Raw genomic sequence first — 24,869 nt, 5'->3', positions numbered from 1 at the left:
GAGCATGACGTTGAAGCAATACAAGCAGAGGGGCTTCACCCTCATCGAAATCATGGTTGTGGTGGTGATCCTCGGGATCCTCGCCGCGCTGGTAGTACCGCAGGTGATGAACCGTCCGGACCAGGCCAAGGTGACCGTGGCCAAAGGCGACATCAAGGCCATCGGCGCCGCCCTCGACATGTACAAACTGGATAACTACTCCTACCCCAGCACCCAGCAAGGCCTGGATGCATTGGCGAAGAAGCCCGGCGGCAATCCGCAGCCAAAGAACTGGAACCGCGACGGCTACCTCAAGCGCGTGCCCAAGGACCCATGGGGCAATGAATATCAGTACCTCTCGCCCGGCACTCAGGGGGCCTACGATCTGTACTCCTACGGCGCCGATGGCAAGCAGGGCGGTTCCGAGCTGAACGCGGATATCGGTAACTGGGACCTCTGATCGATGCACCAGGCGCGCCGGGAGGGCGGCTTTACGCTGATCGAGCTGATGGTGGTGATCGTCATCCTCGGCAGTCTGGTGGGCCTGGCGGTGCTATCGATGGGCAGCTCCAATTCGTCGCGGGAGATTCGCGACGAGGCGCAGAGGCTGGCGACACTGATCAGCCTGATGGCCGATGAGGCGGTGCTCGACAGCCGCGAGTACGGTCTGTTGATCAGCCAGGAAGGCTACCGCGTGATGCACTACGACGAAGCCGATGCGCGCTGGCAAGATGCCGGCGATGGCAAGGCGCACCGGGCGCCGGACTGGATACGTCTCGAACTGGAGCTCGAAGGCTCACCGTTGAAGCTGGTGGCACCGGTCAAGCGCGAGGACGACCCTATCGGCTTGTCCAAAGAGGGGGACCGAGAACGCCGTCGCGCCCCGCGTGTTCAGCCGCAGCTTTTGATTCTCTCGAGCGGCGAGTTGTCCCCCTTCACCCTGACCTTCTCCGATCAACGTCCCGGCGGCAGCGGCTGGACCGTCACCAGCGATGGTTTTCAAATGCCCCGCGCCGAGCCGCTGGAAACCCGCCGATGAGTGCAGGCCCGTCGCACGCGCGGGGGTTTTCCCTGCTGGAAGTACTGGTGGCGCTGGCGATCTTCGCCATCGTCGCGGCCGTGGTGCTGACTGCAGCCGGGCGCAGCGTGAACAACGCCGGACGCCTGGAAGCACTGACCCTGGCCGGATGGATCGCCGACAACCGCCTCACCGAGCTGCAACTGCTGCAGCCAGCGCCCGCCATTGGCCGCGAAGACCAGGAGCTGGAGTTTGGCGGGCGCAAATGGCAGACCCTCAGCGAAGTAGAAACCAGCGGCACGCCGGGGCTATTGCGCATTCAGGTCTGGGTCGCTGCGGTCGAGCCACAGCGCAGGGCCAACAATGGTTCGATAGAACAGCGCGCCGTGACCAGCCTGACCGGCTTCGTCGGCGTCGAGCCATGAGCCGAGCCATGGGCAGTCTGGTCACCAGCGGCCAACCGCGACTGCATGGTGCCGCGGCCGGCTTTACCCTGCTTGAATTGCTGATCGCCATCGCCCTGTTCGCGTTGCTGGGGCTGGCAACCTACCGCATGCTCGAATCCGTCCTGCGCAGCGACGAAGTGATCCGTGCCCAGGAAACACGATTGCGTGAACTCGGTCGGGCTGTTTGGCGCCTCGAGCAGGATCTGGTTCAGGCCGTGCCGCGGCCAGTGCGAGACGGCTACGGCGATGAGCAGAACGCGTTTATCGGCCAGCTCGCCGGTTTCGAGGGCGGTGCCTCGCTGGAGCTGACGCGCAGCGGCTGGCGCAACCCTACCGGGCAGCCTCGCTCCAATCTCCAGCGCGTCAGCTGGCGCCTCGCCGGCAGCACGCTGGAGCGTCAATACTGGACGGTGCTTGACCGCGATCTGGACAGTGAGGCCCGTGTGCAGCAAGTGCTCGATGATGTGACCGAGCTGCGCCTGCGCTATCTCGATGCGGAGAACAGTTGGCACGAGGAGTGGCCGCCATTCGATTTCGGTCGCGGCGATCCGGGTGAAGAGGGGCGGCGTATGCCGGTAGCCGTCGAGGTCTCTTTCGATCACCAGCGCTACGGCACCATCACCCGCCTGCTGCGATTGCCCGACGGCCCGACTCCGGAACCCGAATTCATCCAGCCGGACTCCCAGGGCGTGCCGGAACCGGGCGGCGTGGGAGAAATGCAGTGAAGCCCCAGCGCGGCGTGGCGCTCATCACCGTGTTGCTGGTCGTGGCCATCGTCACCGTGGTCTGCGCTGGCATGATTGCCCGTCAGCAACTGTCGATCCGCGGCACGGCTAATCAGGCGCAGGCGCGTCAGGCCTGGCAATACGCGCTCGGCGGTGAAGCGCTGGCGCAATCGATCCTGCGCCGCGATCTGCAGGGGTCAGGGCAGGGCACCGGGTTGCCCGCCGTGGATCATATGCTCGAACCCTGGGCCATGCCGCAGCCGGCGTACGACCTCGACGAAGGACAGGGGCAGGTTCAGGTCCGTATCGAAGACCTGGCCGGGCGCTTCAATCTCAACAGCCTCGTGCAGGAGCAGCAGGCGAATGCCGCGGCGCTGGCGCAGTTCCGCCGCCTGCTGCTGCGCCTGCAGATAACCGAACCCTACGCCGAGCGTCTGGTGGACTGGCTGGACAGCGACCAGCAGCCTACCGGTGAGCAGGGCGCCGAGGACAATGCCTATCTCCTGCTTGACCCCCCGTACCGCACGGCCGGCACGCGCCTGGAGGATCTTTCGGAGCTGCGCCTGTTGCTCGGCATGCGTGATGAAGATTTCCAGCGCATGGCGCCCTACGTCACGGCGCTGCCCGCCGACACGCCGCTGAACGTGAACACGGCCAGCGCCATGGTGCTGTCGAGTCTTGCCGACAGCCTCAGCCCAAGTGCAGCCGAGTCACTGATCGAGATGCGACAGGCCGCTCCGTTCCGCGATACGGCTACTTTCATGGCGCAACCGGCGCTTAGCGGTGTCCAACTGCAAGGCACCAACATCGCGGTAACCAGTCAATTCTTCCAGGCCATCAGCGAGGTGCGTCTGGCAGACCGCCGGCTGGCATTGGTGAGCCAGATCCGGCGTGAAGAAAACGGGGACATTCGCGTATTGAAGCGCAACCTGGGGCAGCCGCCACGCTTGCCCCAACCAACCAGTAACGGAGATCGATAGCCGATGGACTGCCTGTTTCTGCCCGCTGATTGCGGCACCCGGATCGACAGCGATACCCGGGTCTACTGGCTGCCGGGTGAGGGTGAGGAAGGTTGGATGCCTCTGGCAAGCGTCGTCGAGCGAGCGCCGGCGGCCGTGACCCTGGTGCTGCCGGCCGAGGTTTGCAGCTCGTTCGCGGTCGCACTGCCGACGCGCAAGGCGCGCTGGGTCAACCAGGCGTTGGCCTACGCGATCGAAGAGCTACTGGCTGAGAACGTCGATGACCTGCACCTGACCCATGGCGATGCACTGGAGGATGGCCGGCGTCGGGTCATCGCTGTCCGCCGACAGCTGCTGGCCGACTGGCTGCAGGACCTGCAGACCCTCGGGCTGACGGTCGTCGCGATCCATGTCGACGCCGACTTGCTGCCGCGGGATGGCACGCAGTTGTTATTCATCGACGGCCGCGCACTGCTTGGCGGCAGCCCCGAAGCCCGCCTGGCCTTTGACGGCGCGCAATGGCCGCATCTTGCCGGACAGTGCCCTGCACCCCATCACGGGCAAGGCACGGCAAGCGACGCCCCGGCGCCGCTGGATGATTATCAGCAGCTGGACGATCCATACCGGTTCCTGGCCTCGGGCCGCGCTGCGGCGCTGAACCTGGCGCAAGGCGACTTCGCCGTCCAGGCGGCAGGCAGTGGGCTCGGTCAATGGAAGCCGGTGGCGCTCGTGCTGGCGCTGATTCTGGTGGTGCAGCTGGTGTTCAACCTGGTGCAGGCCTGGACGCTGGAGAGCCAGGCCGAGCGCTATGCTGAAGCCAGTCGGGCCCTTTACACCGAGCTGTTCCCGGAAGACCAGCGCATCGTCAACCTGCGTGCGCAGTTCGACGCGCATATCGGCCAGAGCTCTGGCGGCTCGAGCGGCTTCATGCGCCTGCTCGATGAGGTCGCGCTGGCGCTCGCCGAAGGTATTCCCGTGTCGATCGGTCAATTGGATTACAACCAGGCCCGAGGTGATCTGGCCATGCAGGTTCGCGCCAGCGATTTTGCCGCTCTCGAGCAGCTGCGCCAGCGCCTGGGTGAGACCGGAGAAAGCGTCCAGTTGGGCTCGGCCAGCCGTGACGGCGATGCCGTCAGCGCCCGTGTGGTGATTGGAGGTCGAGGATGAACCTGAGACAACAGATGCGCGTGCGCCTGGCCGAGTCGCCGCTCTGGATGCGTTGGCAGCGCCTGCAACCCCGCGAGCGTATGTCGCTGACTCTGCTCGGCGCCTTTCTGCTGGTTGCGTTGCTCTATGTGCTGCTCTGGCAGCCGGCGCAGCATCGCGCGCGCGATGCCCAGACCTATTTCCAGGAGCAACGCGAGCTGCATACCTATATGGAGCAGAACACCGAGCTCGCCCGGCAGATGTCGCGCAGCAATCCGGTGACGCTGGCGCCCGAGCAGTTGCAGGGACTGGTCACCCAGACCGCTCAGCAGAACGGCCTGACCATCGAGAGCTTCGACTTCGGCAATGACGGCAGTTTGCAGGTGACCTTGCCCGGTGCGGGCTACGGCACGCTGCTGCGCTGGTTCGATGAGTTGCAAGCGGCCGGCGCGACGCTGGCCGAGGTCAGCATCACTCAGGTCGGGGAAGGTTTGGTGGATGCCCGGGTGAGTTTCCGGGCGGAAGGTTAGAGCGCGCAGAGGCCGCTCAACGACGAGCGGCCGACGTCTTTAATTCATCGCCGCGCTTTGCCGCACGAGAAATACGGCAGGCTATCGCGGGTAGCGTCGCGATGGCCGTAGCCGTTTTACTCGTTTAGGTCGGCTGAACCTGCATCGCCAGTGCGCGCAGGGCAGCTTCGGCTTCAAGCACCTTGTTCACCACGTCATTGGCCTTTTCACGGCTCAGCCCGAGGCGATCGAAGAGGTCCTGCGGGATCTCGCTGTAGGGACCGGAGCCGATACCGCGGTTGCGCAACAGGCGTACCGCCAAGCAGACCAGATTGGCGTGGCCAGCATGCTCGCCCTGATAGTGCTGGTCGTGCTGAAAGCGCAGCGCTGTCGACAGCTCGTCGGGCATCCCCCAGTAACGCATCAGCCAGGCGCCGATCTGTTCGCGGGTAATCCCCAGCAGATGTTTTTCGATGACGCTGTGGCTCAGGTGCGGGTTGACCTCCATGTGCCGGCAGATCAACGAGAAGTGCGGCGGGAATACATGCGCCAGCACCAGATAACCGAAGTTGTGCAGCAGACCCGCCAGATAGCTTATGCCGGCTTCCGGGCGCTGCGTACGCGGGATGGCGCGGTTCAGCCCTTCGATCACCGCCGCTGTATAGATCGACTGCTGCCAGTACGGCGTTGCCTGTTGCGGCTGATCCTTTGGTAGGCTCAGGGTCTTGCCCAATGCCAGGCCGAGGGCCAGGTTGATCACCAGATCGAAACCGAGCACCCGCACGATGGCATCTTCCACCGAGCGGATCTTGCCGGGTGCTGCGTAATAGGGCGATGCGGCCCAGCTGACCACCTGAGCCGCCAGGGCCGGGTCGGTCTCGACCACACCGGTGATGTCGTCAATGGTGGCATCGGGATCGACGCGCAGCTTGATGATCTTTTGTGCGGTCTGCGCCAGCGGCGGGATTTCGATGGTCTCTTCCAGACGCTTCTGAATCCGTCGTGCGGTAAAACTTTGCACCGCCTGGGTGATTTCCGCGCTGTCTTCCTCGGGACGGTCGAGGTTCGGCTGGATGGTGCTCAGCGGCACCGCGAACTGGCCGGCGCTGGCTTTGCTGAGCATCTGCTTGAAATCGCTGCTAGCCACGGCGAGCAACAAGCCTGGCTGACCGGATTGGATCAGCAGCTCAGATTGCTGCAGCAAGCGTTCCTCATAGAGACAGGGTGAGCTAGTCAGCGGCGGTAGGCCCGGCAAAACCTTGAGGTCGTGCTTGGAAAGCATGCGGGTCAATCGATCCGGCTTGACTGCAATCAGCTGGCGCCCGGTCAGCTCGGCGAGGCGAGCAAGGTCGAGCAGGTGGTCCCGAGGGTAGAGCACCAGCAACGCGCCGATGGCGTCGTCGACCAGCACCGCCTCCATGCGCTGAGCTGGATCCAGGTCGGATCGTTCCTCGCAGGTGCGATAAGGCAGTGCCAATTTGTCCAGCAGCTGGACGATCATTGGCGGGAGCGAATTATGGTTATTGCTTTCGGCAGCCGTGTTCATGAATCTGTCCGTGTTATTCCCGATCGGCGCAGTATAGCCATACCGTTAGTGCGGTTTGAGTTTGCCGACGAGCGTCAAACTTGCCCGTATTGCTGGCCATGGCGCAGCCACCGCTCTAGCAAGGGGCTTACGTGCTGCGGCCAACGTTCCAAAAGCGCCTGTGCCGCATCGCGTACGGCAGGCAGAAGATCGGCATCACGCATGAGATCAGCGACCTTGAACTGAAGCAAGCCGGTCTGGCGAGTGCCGAGCATCTCGCCCGGTCCGCGCAGTTCGAGGTCCTTTTCCGCGATGATGAAGCCGTCGCAAGTCTCGCGCATGATCGCCAATCGCTCGCGGCCGATCTGCGAAAGCGGCGGATGGTAGAGCAACACGCAGTGACTGGCCGCGCTGCCGCGCCCGACTCGTCCACGCAGCTGGTGCAGCTGGGCGAGACCCAGGCGCTCGGGGTTTTCGATGATCATCAGGCTGGAGTTGGGAACGTCGACACCCACCTCGATCACCGTGGTGGCGACCAGCAATTGCAGGCGACCTTCCTTGAACTCGGCCATCACCGCCGCTTTTTCCACCGGCTTCATCCGTCCATGAATCAGCCCGACATTGAGCCCGCCGAGGGCTGCGGAGAGATCTTCGAAGGTGGTTTCGGCCGCCTGGCAGGTAAGCTCTTCGGATTCCTCGATCAGGGTGCAGACCCAGTACGCCTGGCGCCCTTCGTTACAGGCCGAACGCACCCGCTCGATGACTTCCAGGCGGCGGCTGTCAGCCACCAATACCGTATTTACCGGGGTACGTCCCGGCGGAAGCTCATCGAGAATCGATGTGTCCAGATCGGCATAGGCGCTCATGGCCAGCGTTCGTGGAATGGGGGTGGCGGTCATGATCAGCTGATGCGGGCAGAGCCGTCCCTCGACACCCTTGCGTCGCAGCGCCAGCCGCTGTTGCACGCCGAAGCGGTGCTGCTCGTCGATAATCACCAGTGCGAGCCTGCTGAACCGCACCTCATCCTGAAACAGTGCGTGGGTGCCGACCACCATTGGGCAACCGGCTGCAATGCGCTCCAGCGCCGCGGATCGGGCCTTGCCCTTTAGTTTGCCGGCCAGCCAGCCGACTTCGATGCCCAGCGGCTCGAGCCATTTGCAGAAGGTGATGAAGTGCTGCTCGGCAAGGATTTCGGTCGGTGCCATCAGGGCCACCTGATAGCCGGCTTCCAGCGCCTGCAGCGCGGCAAGGGCAGCAACCACGGTCTTGCCGGCGCCCACGTCGCCCTGCACCAGGCGCAGCATCGGCTCGTCCTGGGCGAGGTCGTAGGCGATCTCGGCACCGACTCGTTGCTGGGCGCCAGTGGGCTGGAAGCCGAGATTCTGCAGATAACGTTTCGGCAGCTCGCGGGGCGCAGGCAGCGGCGGTGCGTGCTGAGCGCGGCTGCTTTCGCGCAGGCGCTGCATGGAAAGCTGATGCGTCAGCAGTTCCTCGAACGCCAGACGATGCTGCGCCCAATGACGGCCTTCGGCGAGTTCCTCCAGATCGGCGTCCGGCGGCGGACGGTGCAAATAGCGGATCGCTTCGTCGAGCTTCGCCAGTCGGTAGTCGCGGATCAGCTCATCTGGCAGCCAATCGGGCAGGCTGTGCGGACCTAGCCGCGCCAGCGCCTGTGCGGTCAGCTGGCGCAGCCGCTGCTGGGTCAGGCCTTCGGTGGTCGGGTAGATCGGTGTCAGCGTCTGTTCGACGGCCACCGGTTCGTCGTCATTTAGCGCGCGGTATTCGGGATGATAGATCTCAAGTCCCGACGCGCCCGGGCGTGCTTCGCCATAGCAGCGCACCTGGGTGCCGCGCTTGAGCGCCTCTTTCTGGGCTTGGCCGAAATGGTAAAAGCGCAGGCTCAGACTGCCGCTGCCGTCATGCAGACGGACCAGCAGGCTGCGGCGCCTGCCCATGACCACGTCGGCGCCGGTGACGGTGCCTTCGATCACCGCGTCCTGACCGGGTCGCAGGGCACCGATCGGTACGATGCGGGTGCGGTCCTGATAGCGCAATGGCAAGTGGAACAGCAGGTCCTGCAAGGTTTCCAGGCCGACTTTGGCGAGCTTTTCGGCCAGCGCCGCGCCGACGCCTTTTATCGCGGTCACCGGGACCGCCGCCAGCTCGCTCATGGCTTCAGGCTTTGTCGGCGGGCGGTTTCGCAACCGAGCACAGGCGGATGGAGTCGGCCAGTACCTCGATGGCTCTCGGGCGCGGGAAGCTGGCGCGCCAGGCAATCGCCACGGTGCGGAACGGCACGGGCGGCGTCAGCGGGCGGATGTCCAGCACGCCGGGGGAGTAATGGTGACTGTCGACGGCCGACAGCGGCAGGATGGATACACCCAGTCCAGAGGCAACCATGTGGCGGATGGTCTCCAGCGACGAGGATTCCACCGTGGTGTGGCTCGGCGCCTCGCCCTTGCGCGTGGTCGGGCAGGCTTCGAGGACTTGATCGCGGAAGCAGTGGCCTTCGCCCAACAGCAGCAGGCTCTTGTCGTTGAGCATCTCGCTGTCGATGGTTTCCTTCTTCGTCCACGGATGGCCGGCGGGCATCAGCACATAAAAGGGCTCGTCATACAGCGGCAGCGTCAGCACATCGGCTTCCTGGAACGGCAGCGCGATGATGATCGCGTCCAGCTCGCCGGTGCGCAGCTTGTCGCGCAGGATGTGGGTGAAGTTTTCCTCGATATACAGCGGCATGTCCGGCGCCACGCGATGCAGCTGCGGGATCAGATGCGGGAACATGTAGGGGCCGACGGTGTAGATGGCGCCGACCTTGAGCGGGGCGGCCAGCTGATTCTTGCCGGCCTGGGCCAGCTCACGAATGCTCTGCGCCTGCTCCAGCACTTTCTGCGCCTGGGTGACGATGCCTTCACCGACGGGCGTCAGCCGCACTGCGCTCTTCGTCCGCTCGAAGATCAGCACGCCAAGCTCGTCCTCGAGCTTTTTCACGCCCACCGACAAGGTGGGCTGGCTGACGTGGCACCGCTCGGCGGCGCGGCCAAAGTGGGATTCCTGGGCGAGCGTGACGATGTAGCGCAGTTCGGTCAGTGTCATAGCGTTATTCCATCAGAGTGCTGGCTAGCATAGCCTTTGCTCGTGTTCGAACCAACTGGCCAGCAGCCGTTCCTTATAAGGTGACAAGCGGAAACCTTGTCGGCAGCAGTACACTGATGAAAGGCGGGCCGAATGGGTGGCCCGCACCGGTTATGGAGCAACCGCCATGGCAATTCGTCCCTCAGTAATGATCGCCGGCTGCGGCGATGTCGGTATACGCCTCGGGCTGCAGTTGAGCCGAGCGGGTTGGACGGTATACGGCTTGCGTCGTCAGGCAGCGAGCCTGCCGGTGCCAATCCTGCCGGTACGCGGTGACCTCGCCTCGGCTGAAGTGCCGCGTGGCTGGCCCAACGGCAATCTCGATTACCTGGTCTATGCCGCATCGGCCAGCCAGCACGACGAACCCGGCTATCGGCAGGCTTACGTTGAAGGCTTACGCAACGCGCTTGGCTGGCTGAAACAGCGCGGGCAGCAACCCAAGCGCGTGTTCTTTCTCTCGAGCACCGGGGTGTACGCCCAAAATGGGGGCGAATGGATCGATGAGACCTCCGCCACCGAACCCACTGGCTATACCGGACAGGTGATGCTCGAAGCCGAGCAGGTGGCTCTCGATTGTGGTTTCCCGGCGACCCGGGTGCGCATGGCCGGGCTGTACGATCCGGTGCGGCCGTGGATGCAGAATCAGGTTCGTGCCGGGCTGCGCGTCGAGTGCGAGCCGCCGCAATACAGCAACCGCATCCACCGTGACGATGCCGCCGCGCTGCTGACGTGTCTGCTGCAGACCGATCTCAACGGCGGCGATCTGGAAGATTGCTATCTGGGCGTCGACGATGACCCTGCACCCTTGCACGAAGTGGTCGAGTGGTTGCGCGAACGTCTCGGCGTGACCCAATGGGCCGAGCAAACCATGACCCGCCGCGCAGGCAGCAAGCGCTGCAGCAACGCCCGCGCCCGGGCCCTTGGATGGGTGCCGCAGTACCCGAGCTATCGTAACGGCTACGCCTCCATTCGCCCCGGCAAAGGCTGAGCGGCAACGAGGCCCGCGTTGATTGCCGCGGCATTTGTATGAGCCAGGGGGACGCCCAGTCCTTGCTGGCGATCCGTGTTTTTCTGTTGTGCCGAGCCACGCTAGCCCCCTGATCGCGAGCAAGCTCGCTCCTACGAAAAGCGCTGTGCTCGGTCCGTGAAGACCGCCGCGGCATCTGTAGGAGCCAGGGGGTGCCCAGTCCTTGCTGGCGATCCGTGTTTTTCTGTTGTGCCGAGCCACACTAGCCCTCTGATCGCGAGCAAGCTCGCTCCTACGAAAAGCGCTGTGCCCAGTCCGCAACGACCGCCACGACGCTTGAAGGAGCCAGGGAGGCGCCCAGTCCTTGCTGGCGATCCGTGTTTTTCTGTTGTGCCGAGGCCACGCCAGGCCCTGATCGCGAGCAAGCTCGTTCCTACGAAAAGCGCTGTGCCTAGCCCGCGAAGATCACCGTAGAAATGACACGAACACGCTGTAAAGGGCCGATATAACAATTCCGGCGCCAGTTATCGCTGTCCGTCGGCGATTTCGCTCATTGCATTAAATTCAGGCAACTCTGCCGGCATCGTGCTTACTAAAACCTTGATAGCACGCACGCCGTACACCTTGCCGCATGGCAGCAGTCGGGTCAGGAGCAGCTGCCGCCTCTAGCGGCGATCAATCAGGAAGAACCACTACGGCGGCGTTTTCGAACACCGAACCTGGAGATTTTTCCAAATGAGAGCCCTTCGCTGGCACGGCAAACACGATATTCGCTGCGACAACCACGTTCCCGATCCGTCTATAGAAGATCCTCGCGACGCCATCATCAAGGTGTCCTCCTGCGCGATCTGCGGCTCTGACCTGCACCTGTACGACGGTTTCATGCCCGGCATGCAGCACGGCGACATCATGGGCCACGAGTTCATGGGCGAGGTGATGGAGGTCGGCTCGGCAAACAAGAAGCTTAAGGTCGGCGACCGCGTGGTGGTGCCCTTTACCATCGTCTGCGGCGACTGCGACCAGTGCAAACGCGGCAATTTCTCGGTGTGTGAGCGTTCAAATCGCAACAAGGATGTCGCCGACAAGGTTTTTGGCCACTCCACAGCTGGCCTCTATGGCTATTCGCATCTGACCGGTGGTTATGCCGGCGGCCAGGCCGAATTCGTTCGGGTGCCCTATGCCGATGTCGGTCCGGTAGTGATCCCCAATGGCCTGACCGATGAGCAGGTTCTGTTTCTGGGTGACATTCTGCCTACCGGCTGGCAAGCCGCAGCCCAATGCGATATCCAGCCTACCGACACCGTTGCCGTCTGGGGGGCAGGGCCGGTCGGCCAGTTTGCCGTCCGCAGCGCGCTGATGATGGGTGCCATGCAGGTCATCTGCATCGACAACGTACCCGAGCGGCTGTCCATGGCCCGCGCGGGCGGCGCCATCACCATCAACTTCGATGAAGAAAGCGTGCTCGAGCGCCTCAAGGAGCTGACGCGCGGCAAGGGTCCAGAGAAGTGCATCGACTCGGTGGGCATGGAGGCGCATGCGGGCCGCTCGATCGATTCGATGTACGACCGCGCCAAGCAGGCATTGATGCTGGAGACCGATCGTCCCCATGTGCTGCGCGAAATGATCTATGTCTGCCGTCCGGCCGGCATCATTTCTATTCCCGGCGTGTATGGCGGTCTGATCGACAAGATTCCCTTCGGCGCAGCCATGAACAAGGGCCTGACCTTCCGCATGGGCCAAACCCACGTCAACCGCTGGACCGACGACCTGCTCAGGCGCATCCAGGAAGGCGAAATCGATCCTAGCTTCGTCATCACCCACAGCGTCAGCCTCGAGCAGGGTCCGGAGATGTACAAGACCTTCCGTGACAAGCACGACGGTTGCATCAAGGTCGTTCTAAAGCCTTGAGGGCCTGGGCGATTCCCGGCTTCCCTAAAGTAGGGAATCGCCTGTCTGCTTTCCCAGCCCCGTAGGAGGGACAGATTCATGAGCGTTCCACATCGAGTCACCCGCACCAATCATTCCGCCCGCACGCTGGCCCGTGGTCTTGGCTGGCTCAGTATCGGCCTGGGCGTCGCGCAACTGGTCATGCCCGGGAAGCTGGCCCGTTTCCTCGGCGTGCCGGGTAACGAAAGCTTGATCCGCGCGTGCGGCGCAAGAGAGATTGCCACTGGCGTCGGCTTGCTGCTGACCGATAACCCCAAGCCCTGGATATACGGCCGCATCGGTGGCGATGTACTGGACCTGGCAGGTCTCGGTATGAGCATCGAGAACGGCACCGAGCAGGTCAACGCGGCGATCGCAGCGGGTGCTGTGGCTGGCATCACGGCATTGGATATTTCGTGCGCCCGGGGTCTGGCTTCTGAAGACGAATTGGTAACGGAGTGGGATTACAGCGACCGTAGTGGTTTTGCGCAGTCGCCCGAAACCATGCGTGGACGGGTCGAGGCGAAGTTTGCCGCGGCGCGGGCTGAGCCGAATGGGTATAGCCCTTCTGTACTGTTGCATTGAGGTGAGAAGAGGGGCGCGAAGCGAATCGCTGCCGCAGTTTGAAACGGTGTTTCAGGGCGATTAACGAGTCGTTTGATGGCTTGGTTTCGCCCTGCTGGGCGAGTCCTTTTTGGCAGTCGCCGGATGGCCGGCCTGCCAAAGGAACCAAAAAAGGCCTGGCCCTGCATATTGCGTTATTTCGGGGGCGGTCGTGGCCGCGAAGCTTTTGGGCTTTTTGGCTTTTTGGCTTTTTGGCTTTTTGGCTTTTTGGCTTTTTGGCTTTGGGCTTTGGGCTTAGTTTGAGTTGCTACCCCACTAGGCGGTTGGCTGAGTCTTGGTTTCGCCCTGCTGGGCAACTCACTTTTTCCAGACGCGGAAAAGTAAGTCGCCCAGCAGGGCGAAACAGTGCCATCAAGCGACTCGATAACCGGCTTATCAGCCGTACCTGCCACCTCAAGACAACCGCAAACACCCCTATCTTTGCTAAGGTTCAACGCCTTTCGTTATAACCCCATCCCGCCACCCCCCACTGCCCGTAACCCTACTGCCCGAGCACCCATGTCCGCCGTCGTCAACATCGTCCTCCCAGTCTTCGCCCTGATCCTGCTGGGTTTCATTTGCCGCCGAACCGGCCGCATGGGACCGATGGGTGCCTCGGAGCTCAACCGATTCGTCGTCTGGCTGGCACTGCCCGCGCTCCTGTTCAGCGTCGTCGCCAATTCCAGCTGGGAGCAGCTTTGGCAGCCGGGCTTTATCACGGCATTCTCTGTGGGCTGCCTCGGGGTGTTCGGCTTTACGCTTGGCTATCGGCTGCTGCAAAAGCAGCCCCTGGCCGATGCCAGCCTCGATGCGCTGGGCGCGTCCTACGCCAATACCGGCTATATCGGCATTCCGCTGTGCATGCTGGTTCTCGGGGATGAGGCGCTGCAGCCGGCGATGGTCGCGTGCATCGTAGTGGTCTGCGTGCTTTTTGCTATTGCGCTGGCGTGCGTAGAAACCGGCCTGCACACCGGACAGGGCTTCAGCAAGACCCTGCGCAAGGTCAGCCTCGCGCTGCTGCGCAACCCACTTGTAGTGGCGCCGATGCTGGGCGGTTTCTGGGCCGCAAGCGGGCTGGTGCTGCCGGTACCGTTAGAGACTCTGCTGAAGCTGCTCGGCGCAGCGGCGGCGCCCTGTGCGCTGGTGTCCCTGGGCCTGTTTCTCGCGCAGCCGCAGCCCGGCGGTAAGGTCTCAGGCGTCTGGCCATTGGTGACCTTGAAACTGATCGTGCAACCGCTGATTACCTGGTATCTGGCCTTCCAGGTCTTCGAGTTGCCTGCGCTGTGGGCTTATTCGGCGTTGTTGCTCAGCGCTCTCCCCACAGGCACCGGGCCCTACATGCTCGCCGAGTTCTACGGCCGGGAAGCTTCGCGGGTATCCCGCGTGGTGCTGTATTCCACGCTGGGATCGCTGCTCACCCTGTCGGCGTGCCTGATACTGCTGCCGGTGTAGGGTAGAAAACCGCGAAGGGTTTACTCTGCCTCAATCAGCCGGCCGGGTCACTTCAAGCACTACAGCGGCGATGCGATCGCATTCTGTATAGGCGCCGTCGAGCAGTTCTTCGCCGAAGACATCCGGATCCATCTCGCGATAGGCCCAGTTGAATTCGCGCCCTTCCAGACGCTGGCTGATTTCCTTGAGGAAGGGGTCCTGATTGCCGTGCATCGCCACGCCGGTATAGAGCAGCAATGTGCCGCACGGAGCCAGGCGTTCCAGTGCAGTGTCGAAGATGGCCAGCGAAAGCCCAGCCCCCAGCGGGCCGCCACCGTGGCGGTAGGCTCGCTCGCTCGGGTCGATCAGATAGGGCGGGTTCGCCAGGATCAGATCGAATTCACCGCTGACGTCTCCGAGCAGGTCGCTGTGCCGTGCGGTCAGGTTGTCAGCGCCGGCCAGCGCGGCATTGATGCGGGTGAGGCGCAGCGCGGCGGGATTGATGTCTACTGCCAGCACTTCAGCTTGTGGCCTTGCCAGCGCAGCAAGAATCCCACCCGCGCCTGAACCGGCGCCGATGTCCACGACCCGGCCGATATGGCCTTTGTGGTTGTTCAGATGCGCTTGGATGGCGTTGGCGAAACGGTAGGTATCCGGGCCGAAGAACACCGCATCGGGTTCGTCGGTGGGGTAGGCCGAATGCACGAACAGCTGTCCATCGAGGCTCGACAGCCTTACTCGGCTGCGCCACCGCGAGTCGCAGGGGGCAAGCACCCCGGCCTGGTCCATCAGGCTGAAGATCGCAGTGGGCAGGAGTTCATGATGAAACGGCCGGCTCCAGCCGAACACGCCAGTCAGGTCCTTGGCCAGCGCGTTTTCGACGCGGCTGTTGACGCGTTCATGGGTCAGCGGGGTTGGGGTGATGAAGTGATAGCCGCGCTCGCGAAGGGCCTCGGCCAGGTGTAAAAGCGCGCGGTCCTGAGCAGTTTCGGTGGTCATACATTTCCCTGGCGAGATATCGCCTTCTCAGTTGAACAGTCCAGTAAAGATTCGGGTGGCCAGCAATCCCGCCGCGCTGTGGTGGCGGGTCGGCGCCAGTAAGGGCAGCAGGTGGCGCATGCGTGCGTCGCGGCTCGGCAGTTGTGTCAGTTGCTGTTCCAGCAGCTGGGTTTCCTGATCGAAATCGCTCACTGCAACACCCTGGTTCTGCACCAGTGCGGGCTTGAGCGGGCGCTCGTTGCCTGGACGGCGACGACCGTTGAACTGTCCCTGGCGCTGAGCCAGTGATGGGTGCGGTTTGCCGCGGGTTGGCGCCTGCTCGGCCAGCCAGTCACCAGCGATCCAGTCGTGAATCAGCTGCTGCTCATGAGCGCTGAAAACGCCGAACATAGGAGCCTGATCGCCAGTGATCAACTGCCAGAAACGGCTGTGCTGAGGATCTTCGTGACGCTTGATCCAGCTACGGCCCTGCAGCGTTTCGAGAAACTGCGGAATCAGCGCCGGCTCGGCCAGCCACTGATTCACGGTGCGGCCATCGAAGCGGCAATAGTCCGAATGCACGAACTGCCCGACGCCGGCTTTCTTTTCCAGAACGCGCAGCACTTCCTGCTCCGGATCGAAACTGCCGATCACCGACAGCGTGCTGGCCCCCAGGTCATTGAGGCGATAGCCGTTCATGACCCGTCGATAAAACTCTTCGCTGTCGCCCACTTGTGGCCAGGCAGCCAGCAATCCTTGGATTGCCTTCTTCGCGTGACCATTGTCAGCGTTGTCGACCGTGACATGCAGCGTGAAGTAGTAAGGGTCGATGCCAAGCTCGGTGAGTTCGTAGGAGCTGATCAGCAGGTGCAGTGGCAACTGCTCGTAGCCCAGATTGAAGCCGATCACTTCCGGTAGAAACTGCTCGGCGTGCTCGGCAAGAGCCAACTGGATCGCGCCCTGGATGAAGTTGTCATCGTCCAGGTTCTGCCAATCGTCGCAGCCCTGGCTGGCGAGCAGCTTGCGGTACAGCACTACGTGGTTCTTTTCCGGCAAGCCTTCGCCCAGCTCTTCGAGGTAGGTCTGGATCAGCGAGGTGAAGCGCGAATCGTCCCAGCGCTGCAGCAAGCCATAAAGCCAGGCGCCGTCCACCAGTTTGGTTGGCGCTACGCCCTGCAGAAAATGCAGCGCATGAGCCTTGCTGGAAAAGTACCGGCGCGGCGCACCGGCCCGGCGAGCGTCAAGGTAGGCCTGATACTGCCCACCGACCTTGGCCGTGTGGCCATCCAGCCATTCGCCGAGCCCGCTCGGATCCTGCGGCAGATCACATGGCAGCGCTGATGCGGCATCCAGCTGCGCTAGCAGGTAGTCCACAGCGCGCTCGCGGACGTTCTCGTTTTCGGGAGCATCGAGCAGGGCGAAGTACAGCGCCCGGGAAGGCGCGGCGGCCTCGCAGGTTACGGGCATGGTGTCGACGGGCAGGCTTCGAGTCAGTTGCATAAGTTCACACGGCGGCAGTGGGGAAGTCCCCAGATGATTTTTTGGCCGTCTGTATAGGCGATAAGTTCAGCGCGCCCGCCGAATGGCCAGTCATCCTGCAGGGGCGATTTGCGTGCAACTTCTGGGATCAGGCGTCTTCCTAACTTGGGGGGATGCCCATCGGTATCCGAACGCGCAACCAGCTGGAGGTCCCATGAACCAATCCGAACGTGGCAAAGAAAACCTCGAATCGATCAACGACCGTAACGAAGAGCGCATCGACAAGGCGGGAGGCAAAAGCAATGGCGAAGTCGCTGGCGGCGATCGCGACGACGTGCCAGGCGGCGCCTACAACGTCCCGTGTGATATCACCGACGACGTCAGCGACGAGGACGCGTTGAAGCGTGGCAAGCAGGACCGCTCGGAACGTTAGCGGCATTGCGGAGCGGTGCACCCAACCGCTCCGCTAGTAAAAATATTCGAGTCGGCCCTTAATTTCTGTCGAGATTCGGTCGCCTGCAGCCTTTAAGTACACCGCCGTCATCGTGCCCGGGAGGACGCTTCCAGGCGCGGCGGATAAAAGGACTGCCAGAGCCTCGCCATGCGCCAACACAGCCGCCTAACCTTCCGCCATCTCAGCCGTATCCAGGTCACCAATCGCCTCAGCGGCGACCCCATGGGTTACGTGGCTGACATGTCCATGGGCGGTTTGCGTCTGGTCGCCAAGCAGCCACTGGGTATGAGTGGCTGCTATGAGATGTGCCTGCACGTGCCGACCGTGGGCGAAAAGACCCGGGAAGTACAGGTGGTGGTGCTCTGCCAGTGGGTGCGCAAGGATTCCCGCCGCGACAGTTTTGAAATGGGCTTTTCTCTGGATCGCCCCAGTGATGACTACACGCGGTTGATCGGCGAGCTCATGCCCAAACGGCGCGATTAGCGATTCACCACCTTCGCCGGCAGCGCAAAGACCAGCAGCGAACCCATCAGCAGACACGCCGCGAAGAACAACAGCGCACTGCCGCTCTTCCCGGTGATATCCAGTGCCAGCCCGATCAGGGTATTACTCACCAGACCCGCAATATTCGCCAGCGAGCAGGCCAGGGCGAAGCCGGTCGCCGCCGCGGTGCCGGTTAGAAAGGTCGCCGGCAGGCTGAAGAAGACCGGTACCGCCCCGATGATCGTTGCCTGGGCGATGGAGAACAGCAGAACCGTCGCCATCACGCTGTCGGTGAATGCGGTGCTCGCTGCCATGGCCGCGGCGCCAATCCAGAACGGCAGGATGATGTGCCAACGGCGTTCGCGGAAACGGTCCGAGCTGGCGCCAAGCAGCAGCATGCCGATCACCGCAGCGATGCTTGGCAGTGCGGTCAGCAGGCCGATATCCGAAACGTCGGTGACGCCGGCGTTGCGAATGAAGGTCGGCATCCAGAAGCCCATCGCATAAGCGCTCAGCAGGATCGCGAAGTCGATGCCGCCCAGCATCCACACCTTCAGATTGAAGAAGCCCTGACGAAAACTCTCACCACTGGCCGGGCTCTGCGCCTCGTCGACAGCGAGATCGCGAAGAACCTGGCCTTGCTCGCGGACGTCCAGCCAATCCGCTTGCTGGGGGCCATCGGGCAGCATGCGCAGCGTCATCAACCCGAGCAGCACGCTGGGAATGCCTTCCAGCAGGAACAGCCATTGCCAGCCACGCAGCCCTTGAATCTGATCGAAGTGGTCGAGGATCCAGCCCGATAGCGGTGCGCCGATCACGCTCGATAGCGGCAGGCCGATCATGAACAGCGCGATCATCCGCCCGCGTCGATACGTCGGAAACCACAGCGTCAGGTAATACAGCACGCCCGGCAGAAAGCCCGCCTCGGCGATACCGAGCAGGAAACGGACGAGGTAGAACTGCCCCGGCGTGGTCACCAGCATGGTGCAGGCCGAGAGCACACCCCAGGTGATCATGATTCGCGCGATCCATATCCGCGCGCCGACGCGTTTGAGGATCAGGTTGCTCGGCACCTCGAACAGGATGTAGCCGACGAAGAACAGCCCCGCGCCGAACCCGAAAGCGGCATCGCTGAGCTGCAGTTGCTCGGCCATCTGCAGTTTGGCGAAGCCCACGTTGATGCGGTCCAGATAGGCCGCCAGGTAGCAAAAGCAGAGAAACGGGATCAATCGCCAGGCGATCTTGCGGTAGAGGCGCTTGCTGTTCGGCTCACCGGTCGGATCATGGGCGTCTGCTGAGGGCGCCTGAGGCATCGATTATCTCCGTGGCGTTTGGGTGGTGATGGGGTTCGAAAGGGACAGACCATGGTAGCGGACAGGCTCTGGTTATGACGTATGCATTGGCAGAGGCAAATTTGTTCGCCCGGCAGGTGTTGACTGGGCGAATGAATTCGCCCCTACCGAGGCTGATCACTTCTCCATCTACGCTGGATCATCCTGGACGAACTACGCCGGCCCTGACCTGTCGCACCTGTTCCAGCCGTGCGCAGCGCACCGCGCCGTGATCGGCATATGTCCGCAACCCAACGGAGACCGGCATGACTTCAGAGTGGATCGACATTCCCGCGCAGGACGGCAAGACCTTCAAAGGCTATCTAGCGCTACCGCCAGCAGGACATGGCCCCGGTATCGTGCTGATTCAGGAGATATTTGGCGTCAATGAGCATATCCAGTCCGTCGCGGACCAGTACGCGTCCGATGGCTACGTAGTGCTGGCGCCCGATCTGTTCTGGCGCAGCGAGCCGGGCGTCAAGCTGGGTTATGGCGGCGATGATTGGGAGCGTGCCTTCGCTCTGATGCAGGCGCTGGATTTCGATCTGGCCATCGATGATCTACGGCGCACTGCCGAGCTACTGCGAGAGCGCGACGACTGCAACGGGCGCGTCGCCTCCGTAGGCTATTGCATGGGCGGGGTTCTGTCGTTCCTGAGCGCCGCCAATGCGGGCGTCGATGCTGCGGTCTGCTACTACCCCGGCAGCATCGAGAAGCGTCTGGACCAGGCCGATAAGATCAAGTGTCCGACGCTGTTCCACTTCGCCGAAGAAGACGACCACATCGACAGTGATGCAGTCGCTGACGTGCAGGAAAAGATGGCCCAGGTCGGCCAGGCGCAGGTCGAGACCTACCCGGGAGTGGACCACGGCTTCAACTGCTGGGCGCGGCCGGCCTACAACCAGAATGCGGCCGCGCTGGCCCATGGGCGGACATTGGTGTTCTTGGCAGAGAATCTCTAAGCAACCCGGACGGCTGTGGGTGCGGCTCCGCTGGCGGTTTGCGGCCCCAAGGCCCTTGATCGCGAGCAAGCTCGCTCCTACGAAATCGGCCCGCACACGCCAGGAGCAAGTCACCGCTCCGCACCCGTAGGAGCCAGCTTGCTGGCGATCCGCGTCCGTCGCATCTCAGTTAAAGGGTCGCTTGATCGCGCTCCTACAAAAGCAGCCTGCTCAAGGGGGGGCGGGGGCGCCGCTCCGCACCTGTAGGAGCCAGCTTGCTGGCGATCCGTAAGGGCAGATGACCGCGGGTCAGGACTGCGATCGGTTAACCCAGCGTGCCGAGAATGTTTACGCCGACCCGATCCGGAATTTCATTCTGCGACAGCACGTGCAGGCCCGGGCTGAACACCCGTGCGTAGCGCGACAACAGGGGGCGCAGCTGCGGCATCACGGTGAGGATCGGCGGGTGGCCGTCCTTGCGCAGCTTTTCCTTAACCACCGGCATGCTGTTCTGCAGCTGGTTGAGCAGGCTCGGCTCCACCGGAATGTTGTCCAGGCTCACCTGGCCGGCTTGCTGGGCAATCGCCAGAGCGTTGAGCAGGGTGTTCTCTAGCGCATTTTCCAGCACGAACACCGCCAGTTCGCGACGATCACCGGCAATCATCGAAACGATGCTGCGGCGCAGGGCGTAGCGCACGTCGGCGGCCAGCAGCACCGGGTCCTTGGTGGTTTCGCTGCATTCGAGCAGCGTGCTGGCGATGGTTTCGATATCGCGCAGCGGCACTTCCTCCAGCAGCAGCTGGCGATAGACGCGCATCTGCTGGGTGTAACTCAGAGCATTCTTAAGGCTTTCAGCGAGCTTCGGCGCCTGCAGCGTCAAGCGCTGCATCAGGTGCTCGACGTCGTCGTGCTTGAACAGGTCCGGCAGATGCTCGCGCACCACTTTGTTCAGGTGCGTGGCGACGACACTGGCGCAGTCGATGACCTGATAACCGAGGTTCAGCGCACGCGACTTGTCCGTGGGCTGAATCCACACCACCTGCATGCGGTAGGCCGGGTCGGTGCCGAGGATGCCGTCGATCTCGCCATAGAGTTCGGGCGAAGGGATCGCCATCAGGCGGTCTGCGTGCAGCTCGGCGCCGTCGATCTTCTCGCCATTGATGTAGATGTCGTATTGCGAGGCCTTCAACCGCAGGCTGTCGCGTATCTGCACTTCCGGAAGCAGAAAGCCCAGGTGCTCGGACAGCGTCTGGCGTACGCCACGCACCCGCGCTGGCAAGGGCGCGCCGGACGCTTCGTTGACCAACCCGACCAGTTTGTAGCCCAGTGAGATGGACAGGCGCTCCACCAGCGGGATGTCTTCCCAGGCCAGCGATTGTGCCTTTTCCTTGTCCATCGCCTGGCCGATGGCCTGGATTTCCTTGAGATCAGCCCCAGCAGCAGGAGGCTCGTGCATTGAGACGCGCCAGGCGATAAAGCCGATCAGCGCGGCAAAGCCGAGGAACGCCAGATGCGGCATGCCCGGCACCATGCCGAGCACGAAGAGAATGCCAGCCACGGTGTAGAGCGAGGCAGGGTTGGCCAGCAGCTGGCGCTGAACCTGGCTGGTGATGTCGCTGGATTCATTGATGCGGGTGACGATGATCGCCGCTGCGGTGGACAAGAGCAGCGCCGGAATCTGCGCAACAAGGCCGTCACCAATGGTCAGCAGGGCGTATTGCTTGAACGCCTCGCCGGCGGCCAAATCGTGGACGAAGACGCCGATGGCGAAACCGCCGAAGAGGTTGATCAGCAGGATCAGGATGCCGGCGATGGCATCGCCGCGGACGAACTTCGAGGCGCCGTCCATTGCACCGTAGAAGTCGGCTTCCTTGGCCACCTCCTGGCGTCGCGCCTTGGCTTCTTCGTTGGTTAGCAGGCCGGCGTTTAGGTCGGCGTCGATAGCCATTTGCTTGCCGGGCAGGGCATCCAGGGTAAAGCGCGCCGTGACCTCGGAGATCCGCTCGCCGCCCTTGGTGATCACGATGAAGTTGATCAGCATCAGGATCACGAACACCACCAGACCGACGATGAAGTTACCGCCGATCACCACCTCACCGAAGGCTTCGATCACCTTGCCCGCCGCGCCCGTGCCGCTGTGGCCTTCGAGCAGCACCACCCGCGTCGAGGCGACGTTCAGGGTCAGGCGCATCAGCGTGGTGACCAGAATCACCGTCGGGAACAGCGAGAAATCCAGCGGACTCTTCGACGACACGCTGACCAGCAACACCAGAATCGACATGGCGATGTTGAAGGTGAACAGCACGTCCAGCAACTGCGGTGGCAGCGGTAGGATGATCATCGCCAGGATCGACAGGATGATCAGCGGAATCCCAATCCGTCCGCTGCTGAAGGTCGGTGTCAGTTTCTGAATCAGGCTCATGATCGGGCTCGGTTGAACAGTTCTTCGGGAATATGGATGTCACTGGTCAGCGTGGGCTTCGCGCGCCGACCCTGCTTCCAGGCCTTGAGCTGGAGGATGTACGTCAGCACGTGGGCGACCGCGGTGTAGAGCGGCGCCGGAATCTGCTGGTTGACCTGGGTGCTGTAGTAGATCGCCCGCGCCAGTGGTGGCAGCTCGATCACCTCCAGCCCGTTGGCCTGGGCCAGCTTGCGGATATACAGCGCGGTCTCATCGACGCCACGGGCGATGACAAAAGGTGTTTCGGCCTTCTTGGGGTCATACTTGAGCGCCACCGCATAATGCGTCGGGTTGACGATCACCACATCGGCATCCTTGATCACACGGCTGATCTGCCGTTGGGCCAGCTGGCGCTGCAGCTGCTTGATGCGCGCCTTCACCTCAGGGCGGCCTTCCTGGTTCTTGTGCTCTTCCTTGCGTTCCTGCTTGGTCATGCGCATTTTTTTCAGGAAGAAGAAGCGCTGCAGCGGGATATCGATGAACGAGAACAGCACGAACACCAGCAGCAGCGAAATCGCCAGGTCGAAGGTCAGCGAGAAGGCGCTGCCGATGGCATTGCTGATGTCGCTGCGCTGCAGCGCGATCAGCTTGGGCGCGGCGTAGTACAGCTGGCCAGCGGCGATGCTCAGCAGTGCGGTGATCTTCAGCATCGACTTGAGCAGCTCCGTCCAGTTCTGCGCCCCGACCATCCTCCCAAGCCCGGTGATGGGGTTGAGCTTGCTGAACTTGGGGGCGAAGTTCTTCGAGGCGAACACCCAGCCGCCCGGCACCAGGGCGAAGGCGATGACCAAGATCGGCGTGATCAGCAAGGGCAGCAACACGCTGATGAACACCAGCAGGTTGTGGGTGAGGATCAACTGCAGGTCGTCGACGCTCATCTCGCTTTCATGGAAGTTGATGTACGAGTAGCTGAACGCCTGCTGCATGCCGTCGAAAAAGAAGCCGATGCTGAACTTCAGCACCAGCAGGGTCGCCAGCAGCGAGACCGTGGTGGCGACGTCCTTGGAGCGGGAAACCTGGCCATCGTCGCGACTCTTCTTGAGTTTCTGCTCGGAGGCCTCTTCGGTTTTTTCCTGGCTGCTGTTCTGCTCAGACATCGCGGCCGCTCCGCAGAATCTCGCCGATGTTGCCCAGCAGTTCGCGGGTCAGGTGCAGGTAGGATTCGGACAGGTTGGGCAGGGTCAGGTAGATCAGCACCAGCCCGGCGATGATCGCCATGGGGAAGCCCAGGGAGAACAGGTTCATCGCTGGCGAGATGCGGTTGAGCAGACCAAAGCAGAACTGCACCAGGGTCATGCAGAAGACGATCGGCAGGGCGATCAACAGCGCCGCGGATATCACCCAGCTCAGCGACATCGCGATGGTCTGCAGGCCGTCGAAATGAATGCCGCTGCCGATCGGCCAGAGAACGAAGCTCTGGTAGATGATGGTGACTATCACCAGATGCCCATCGGTGGCGAAGAACAGCAGCGCCAGCAGGATGAAATACAGCTGATAGATGATCGATGCCGACGACACCCCGTTCATGGGGTCATTGAACACCGCCATGGACAGGCCCAGCTGAGTCGAGACGATGTCGCCGATCAGCGTGAAGACGGTAAACACCAGCATCAGCGCCAGCCCCAGCAGCAGGCCCATGGCGATCTGCTCGAAGGCGGTGAGCAGGCCTTTGAGCGACAGCGGGTCGATGGGCGCCGTCGCTGGCAGCGCGGCGGTGAGCACCACTGTCAGGGCAATGGCCAGCAGTACGCGAACCCGCACGCTGAGCGACTTGTGGCTGAACATCGGTGCGAGGCTGAACACGGCCATGATTCGGCAGAACGGCCACCAGTAGCCCAGCAACGATTGCAGGTACTGACCGACCTGCATGATGGGTTCGTTGCCCATGGCTAACCGACCAGCCGCCCGGCTTGGGTGAAGGTTTCGATGAACAGGTCGCTGAACGTGCGCAGGATCCAGTGCCCGGCGAAGACCAGCATGCCGAGGGTGATCAGCAGGCGTGGCAGGAAGCTGAGCATTTGTTCATTGATCTGGGTAGCAGCCTGGAAAATGCTCACGAGCAGGCCGCCGAGCAGGCTTGGTACCACCAGCACGCAGACCACCAGCACGATGACGTGGATGGCGTTGGAGATGATATTGACGGCGGTGTCGGGGGTCAGCATGGGAGCACCTGGTGGGTGATGCGGCCGCTACAGGCCGCGGCGAGCCGGTGGTGGCTTTGGCCTCGGGTGCAATGGCTGTTTGTTTTAGCTGGCTGGGGCATTGGTTTCGCCCTGCTGGGCGAGTCCCTTTTGGCAGTCGCCCCAAAAGGAACCAAAAGGTCTCGCCCCTGCATCCGGGTCTCGCTACGCTCGACTTCCCTCGCTCCGGTGA

The 24,869-nt window shown here is 62.7% G+C and carries 25 protein-coding genes; 15 read left to right on the top strand and 10 right to left on the bottom strand.

Annotated features, from left to right (window positions below; genetic code table 11):
- Window positions 1-4: 4 nt before the first annotated feature.
- Genes gspG through NA619_RS16470 form a run of 7 tightly spaced genes read left to right on the top strand, consistent with a single transcriptional unit; the run spans window position 5 to window position 4,803 of the window.
- On the top strand, window positions 5-439 hold the full coding sequence (gene gspG, locus NA619_RS16500) for a type II secretion system major pseudopilin GspG (RefSeq protein ID WP_255962943.1): 435 nt from the start codon (window positions 5-7) through the stop codon (window positions 437-439).
- Between the two features lie 3 nt (window positions 440-442).
- Window positions 443-1,018 (top strand): type II secretion system minor pseudopilin GspH, encoded by a 576-nt coding sequence (gspH, locus tag NA619_RS16495; protein ID WP_255962942.1) that lies wholly within the window; start codon window positions 443-445, stop codon window positions 1,016-1,018.
- Window positions 1,015-1,422, top strand: coding sequence for a type II secretion system minor pseudopilin GspI (gene gspI, locus NA619_RS16490; RefSeq protein WP_255962941.1), 408 nt, complete (start codon window positions 1,015-1,017; stop codon window positions 1,420-1,422). Before gspH ends, gspI begins: the two co-directional genes overlap by 4 nt.
- Entirely contained in the window at window positions 1,419-2,168 is a 750-nt protein-coding gene (gspJ, locus tag NA619_RS16485; protein ID WP_255962940.1) for a type II secretion system minor pseudopilin GspJ, read from the top strand. The genes gspI and gspJ overlap by 4 nt, the downstream gene beginning before the upstream one ends.
- The gene (gene gspK / locus NA619_RS16480; protein ID WP_255962939.1) at window positions 2,165-3,148 is read left to right on the top strand and encodes a type II secretion system minor pseudopilin GspK; all 984 of its coding nucleotides are present in this window, start codon (window positions 2,165-2,167) and stop codon (window positions 3,146-3,148) included. Before gspJ ends, gspK begins: the two co-directional genes overlap by 4 nt.
- A gap of 3 nt (window positions 3,149-3,151) precedes the next feature.
- A complete protein-coding gene (gene gspL / locus NA619_RS16475; RefSeq protein WP_255962938.1) occupies window positions 3,152-4,294 on the top strand; it encodes a type II secretion system protein GspL in 1,143 nt (380 codons plus the stop codon).
- Window positions 4,291-4,803, top strand: a complete 513-nt coding sequence (locus NA619_RS16470) for a type II secretion system protein M (protein WP_255962937.1) — start codon at window positions 4,291-4,293, stop codon at window positions 4,801-4,803. The genes gspL and NA619_RS16470 overlap by 4 nt, the downstream gene beginning before the upstream one ends.
- Window positions 4,804-4,927: 124 nt before the next feature.
- On the opposite strand, the gene NA619_RS16465 is transcribed toward NA619_RS16470, so the two are convergent.
- From NA619_RS16465 to NA619_RS16455, 3 genes are all read right to left on the bottom strand, one after another.
- Window positions 4,928-6,328 (bottom strand): aminoacyl-tRNA deacylase and HDOD domain-containing protein, encoded by a 1,401-nt coding sequence (locus NA619_RS16465; protein WP_255962936.1) that lies wholly within the window; start codon window positions 6,326-6,328, stop codon window positions 4,928-4,930.
- Window positions 6,329-6,402: 74 nt separating this feature from the next.
- Window positions 6,403-8,478, bottom strand: coding sequence for an ATP-dependent DNA helicase RecG (gene recG, locus NA619_RS16460; RefSeq protein WP_255962935.1), 2,076 nt, complete (start codon window positions 8,476-8,478; stop codon window positions 6,403-6,405).
- 4 nt (window positions 8,479-8,482) lie between these two features.
- Window positions 8,483-9,403, bottom strand: a complete 921-nt coding sequence (locus NA619_RS16455) for a hydrogen peroxide-inducible genes activator (RefSeq protein WP_102837173.1) — start codon at window positions 9,401-9,403, stop codon at window positions 8,483-8,485.
- A gap of 166 nt (window positions 9,404-9,569) precedes the next feature.
- Between NA619_RS16455 and NA619_RS16450 the strand changes: the two genes are divergently transcribed.
- The 5 genes from NA619_RS16450 (at window position 9,570) to NA619_RS16430 (ending at window position 14,390) form a co-directional block, all read left to right on the top strand.
- On the top strand, window positions 9,570-10,430 hold the full coding sequence (locus tag NA619_RS16450; RefSeq protein ID WP_255962934.1) for an SDR family NAD(P)-dependent oxidoreductase: 861 nt from the start codon (window positions 9,570-9,572) through the stop codon (window positions 10,428-10,430).
- Between the two features lie 714 nt (window positions 10,431-11,144).
- Window positions 11,145-12,317: a zinc-dependent alcohol dehydrogenase gene (locus NA619_RS16445; RefSeq protein WP_255962933.1), complete on the top strand. Its 1,173-nt coding sequence runs from the start codon at window positions 11,145-11,147 to the stop codon at window positions 12,315-12,317.
- A gap of 78 nt (window positions 12,318-12,395) precedes the next feature.
- Window positions 12,396-12,920, top strand: coding sequence for a transcriptional regulator (locus tag NA619_RS16440; RefSeq protein WP_255962932.1), 525 nt, complete (start codon window positions 12,396-12,398; stop codon window positions 12,918-12,920).
- Window positions 12,921-12,995: 75 nt separating this feature from the next.
- Entirely contained in the window at window positions 12,996-13,202 is a 207-nt protein-coding gene (locus NA619_RS16435; RefSeq protein ID WP_255962931.1) for a hypothetical protein, read from the top strand.
- 255 nt (window positions 13,203-13,457) lie between these two features.
- Entirely contained in the window at window positions 13,458-14,390 is a 933-nt protein-coding gene (locus tag NA619_RS16430) for an AEC family transporter (RefSeq protein WP_255962930.1), read from the top strand.
- A gap of 30 nt (window positions 14,391-14,420) precedes the next feature.
- Here NA619_RS16430 and NA619_RS16425 read toward each other — a convergent pair whose 3' ends face one another.
- Window positions 14,421-15,368, bottom strand: coding sequence for a methyltransferase (locus NA619_RS16425; RefSeq protein ID WP_255962929.1), 948 nt, complete (start codon window positions 15,366-15,368; stop codon window positions 14,421-14,423).
- A 27-nt stretch (window positions 15,369-15,395) separates the two neighbouring features.
- Window positions 15,396-16,847 (bottom strand): iron-containing redox enzyme family protein, encoded by a 1,452-nt coding sequence (locus NA619_RS16420; protein ID WP_255962928.1) that lies wholly within the window; start codon window positions 16,845-16,847, stop codon window positions 15,396-15,398.
- A 193-nt stretch (window positions 16,848-17,040) separates the two neighbouring features.
- On the opposite strand from NA619_RS16420, the gene NA619_RS16415 reads away from it, so the two are divergent.
- Together NA619_RS16415 and NA619_RS16410 are read left to right on the top strand one after the other, a co-directional pair.
- A complete protein-coding gene (locus tag NA619_RS16415) occupies window positions 17,041-17,259 on the top strand; it encodes a hypothetical protein (RefSeq protein WP_255962927.1) in 219 nt (72 codons plus the stop codon).
- A gap of 168 nt (window positions 17,260-17,427) precedes the next feature.
- Entirely contained in the window at window positions 17,428-17,763 is a 336-nt protein-coding gene (locus NA619_RS16410) for a PilZ domain-containing protein (protein ID WP_255962926.1), read from the top strand.
- Here NA619_RS16410 and NA619_RS16405 read toward each other — a convergent pair.
- On the bottom strand, window positions 17,760-19,076 hold the full coding sequence (locus NA619_RS16405; RefSeq protein ID WP_255962925.1) for an MFS transporter: 1,317 nt from the start codon (window positions 19,074-19,076) through the stop codon (window positions 17,760-17,762). The genes NA619_RS16410 and NA619_RS16405 overlap by 4 nt on opposite strands.
- 284 nt (window positions 19,077-19,360) lie before the next feature.
- Between NA619_RS16405 and NA619_RS16400 the strand changes: the two genes are divergently transcribed.
- The gene (locus NA619_RS16400; protein WP_255962924.1) at window positions 19,361-20,056 is read left to right on the top strand and encodes a dienelactone hydrolase family protein; all 696 of its coding nucleotides are present in this window, start codon (window positions 19,361-19,363) and stop codon (window positions 20,054-20,056) included.
- Between the two features lie 304 nt (window positions 20,057-20,360).
- Here the strand turns inward: NA619_RS16400 and NA619_RS16395 are convergent, their stop codons facing one another.
- Genes NA619_RS16395 through NA619_RS16380 form a run of 4 tightly spaced genes read right to left on the bottom strand, consistent with a single transcriptional unit; the run spans window position 20,361 to window position 24,658 of the window.
- Entirely contained in the window at window positions 20,361-22,457 is a 2,097-nt protein-coding gene (locus NA619_RS16395; protein WP_255962923.1) for a flagellar biosynthesis protein FlhA, read from the bottom strand.
- Window positions 22,454-23,593 carry a flagellar biosynthesis protein FlhB gene (gene flhB, locus NA619_RS16390; RefSeq protein WP_255962922.1) on the bottom strand — a complete coding sequence of 380 codons (1,140 nt, stop codon included), beginning with the start codon at window positions 23,591-23,593 and terminating at the stop codon, window positions 22,454-22,456. Before flhB ends, NA619_RS16395 begins: the two co-directional genes overlap by 4 nt.
- The gene (fliR, locus tag NA619_RS16385; protein ID WP_255963027.1) at window positions 23,586-24,365 is read right to left on the bottom strand and encodes a flagellar biosynthetic protein FliR; all 780 of its coding nucleotides are present in this window, start codon (window positions 24,363-24,365) and stop codon (window positions 23,586-23,588) included. Before fliR ends, flhB begins: the two co-directional genes overlap by 8 nt.
- Window positions 24,366-24,385: 20 nt before the next feature.
- Window positions 24,386-24,658, bottom strand: coding sequence for a flagellar biosynthetic protein FliQ (locus NA619_RS16380; protein ID WP_045422699.1), 273 nt, complete (start codon window positions 24,656-24,658; stop codon window positions 24,386-24,388).
- Between the last annotated feature and the right edge of the window lie 211 nt (window positions 24,659-24,869).

Source organism: Stutzerimonas stutzeri, from assembly GCF_024448895.1.
GTDB classification, from domain to species: domain Bacteria; phylum Pseudomonadota; class Gammaproteobacteria; order Pseudomonadales; family Pseudomonadaceae; genus Stutzerimonas; species Stutzerimonas stutzeri_Q.
The sequence above is the reverse complement of the archived record's forward strand: the minus strand, read 5'-3'. Positions and strand labels throughout refer to the sequence as shown.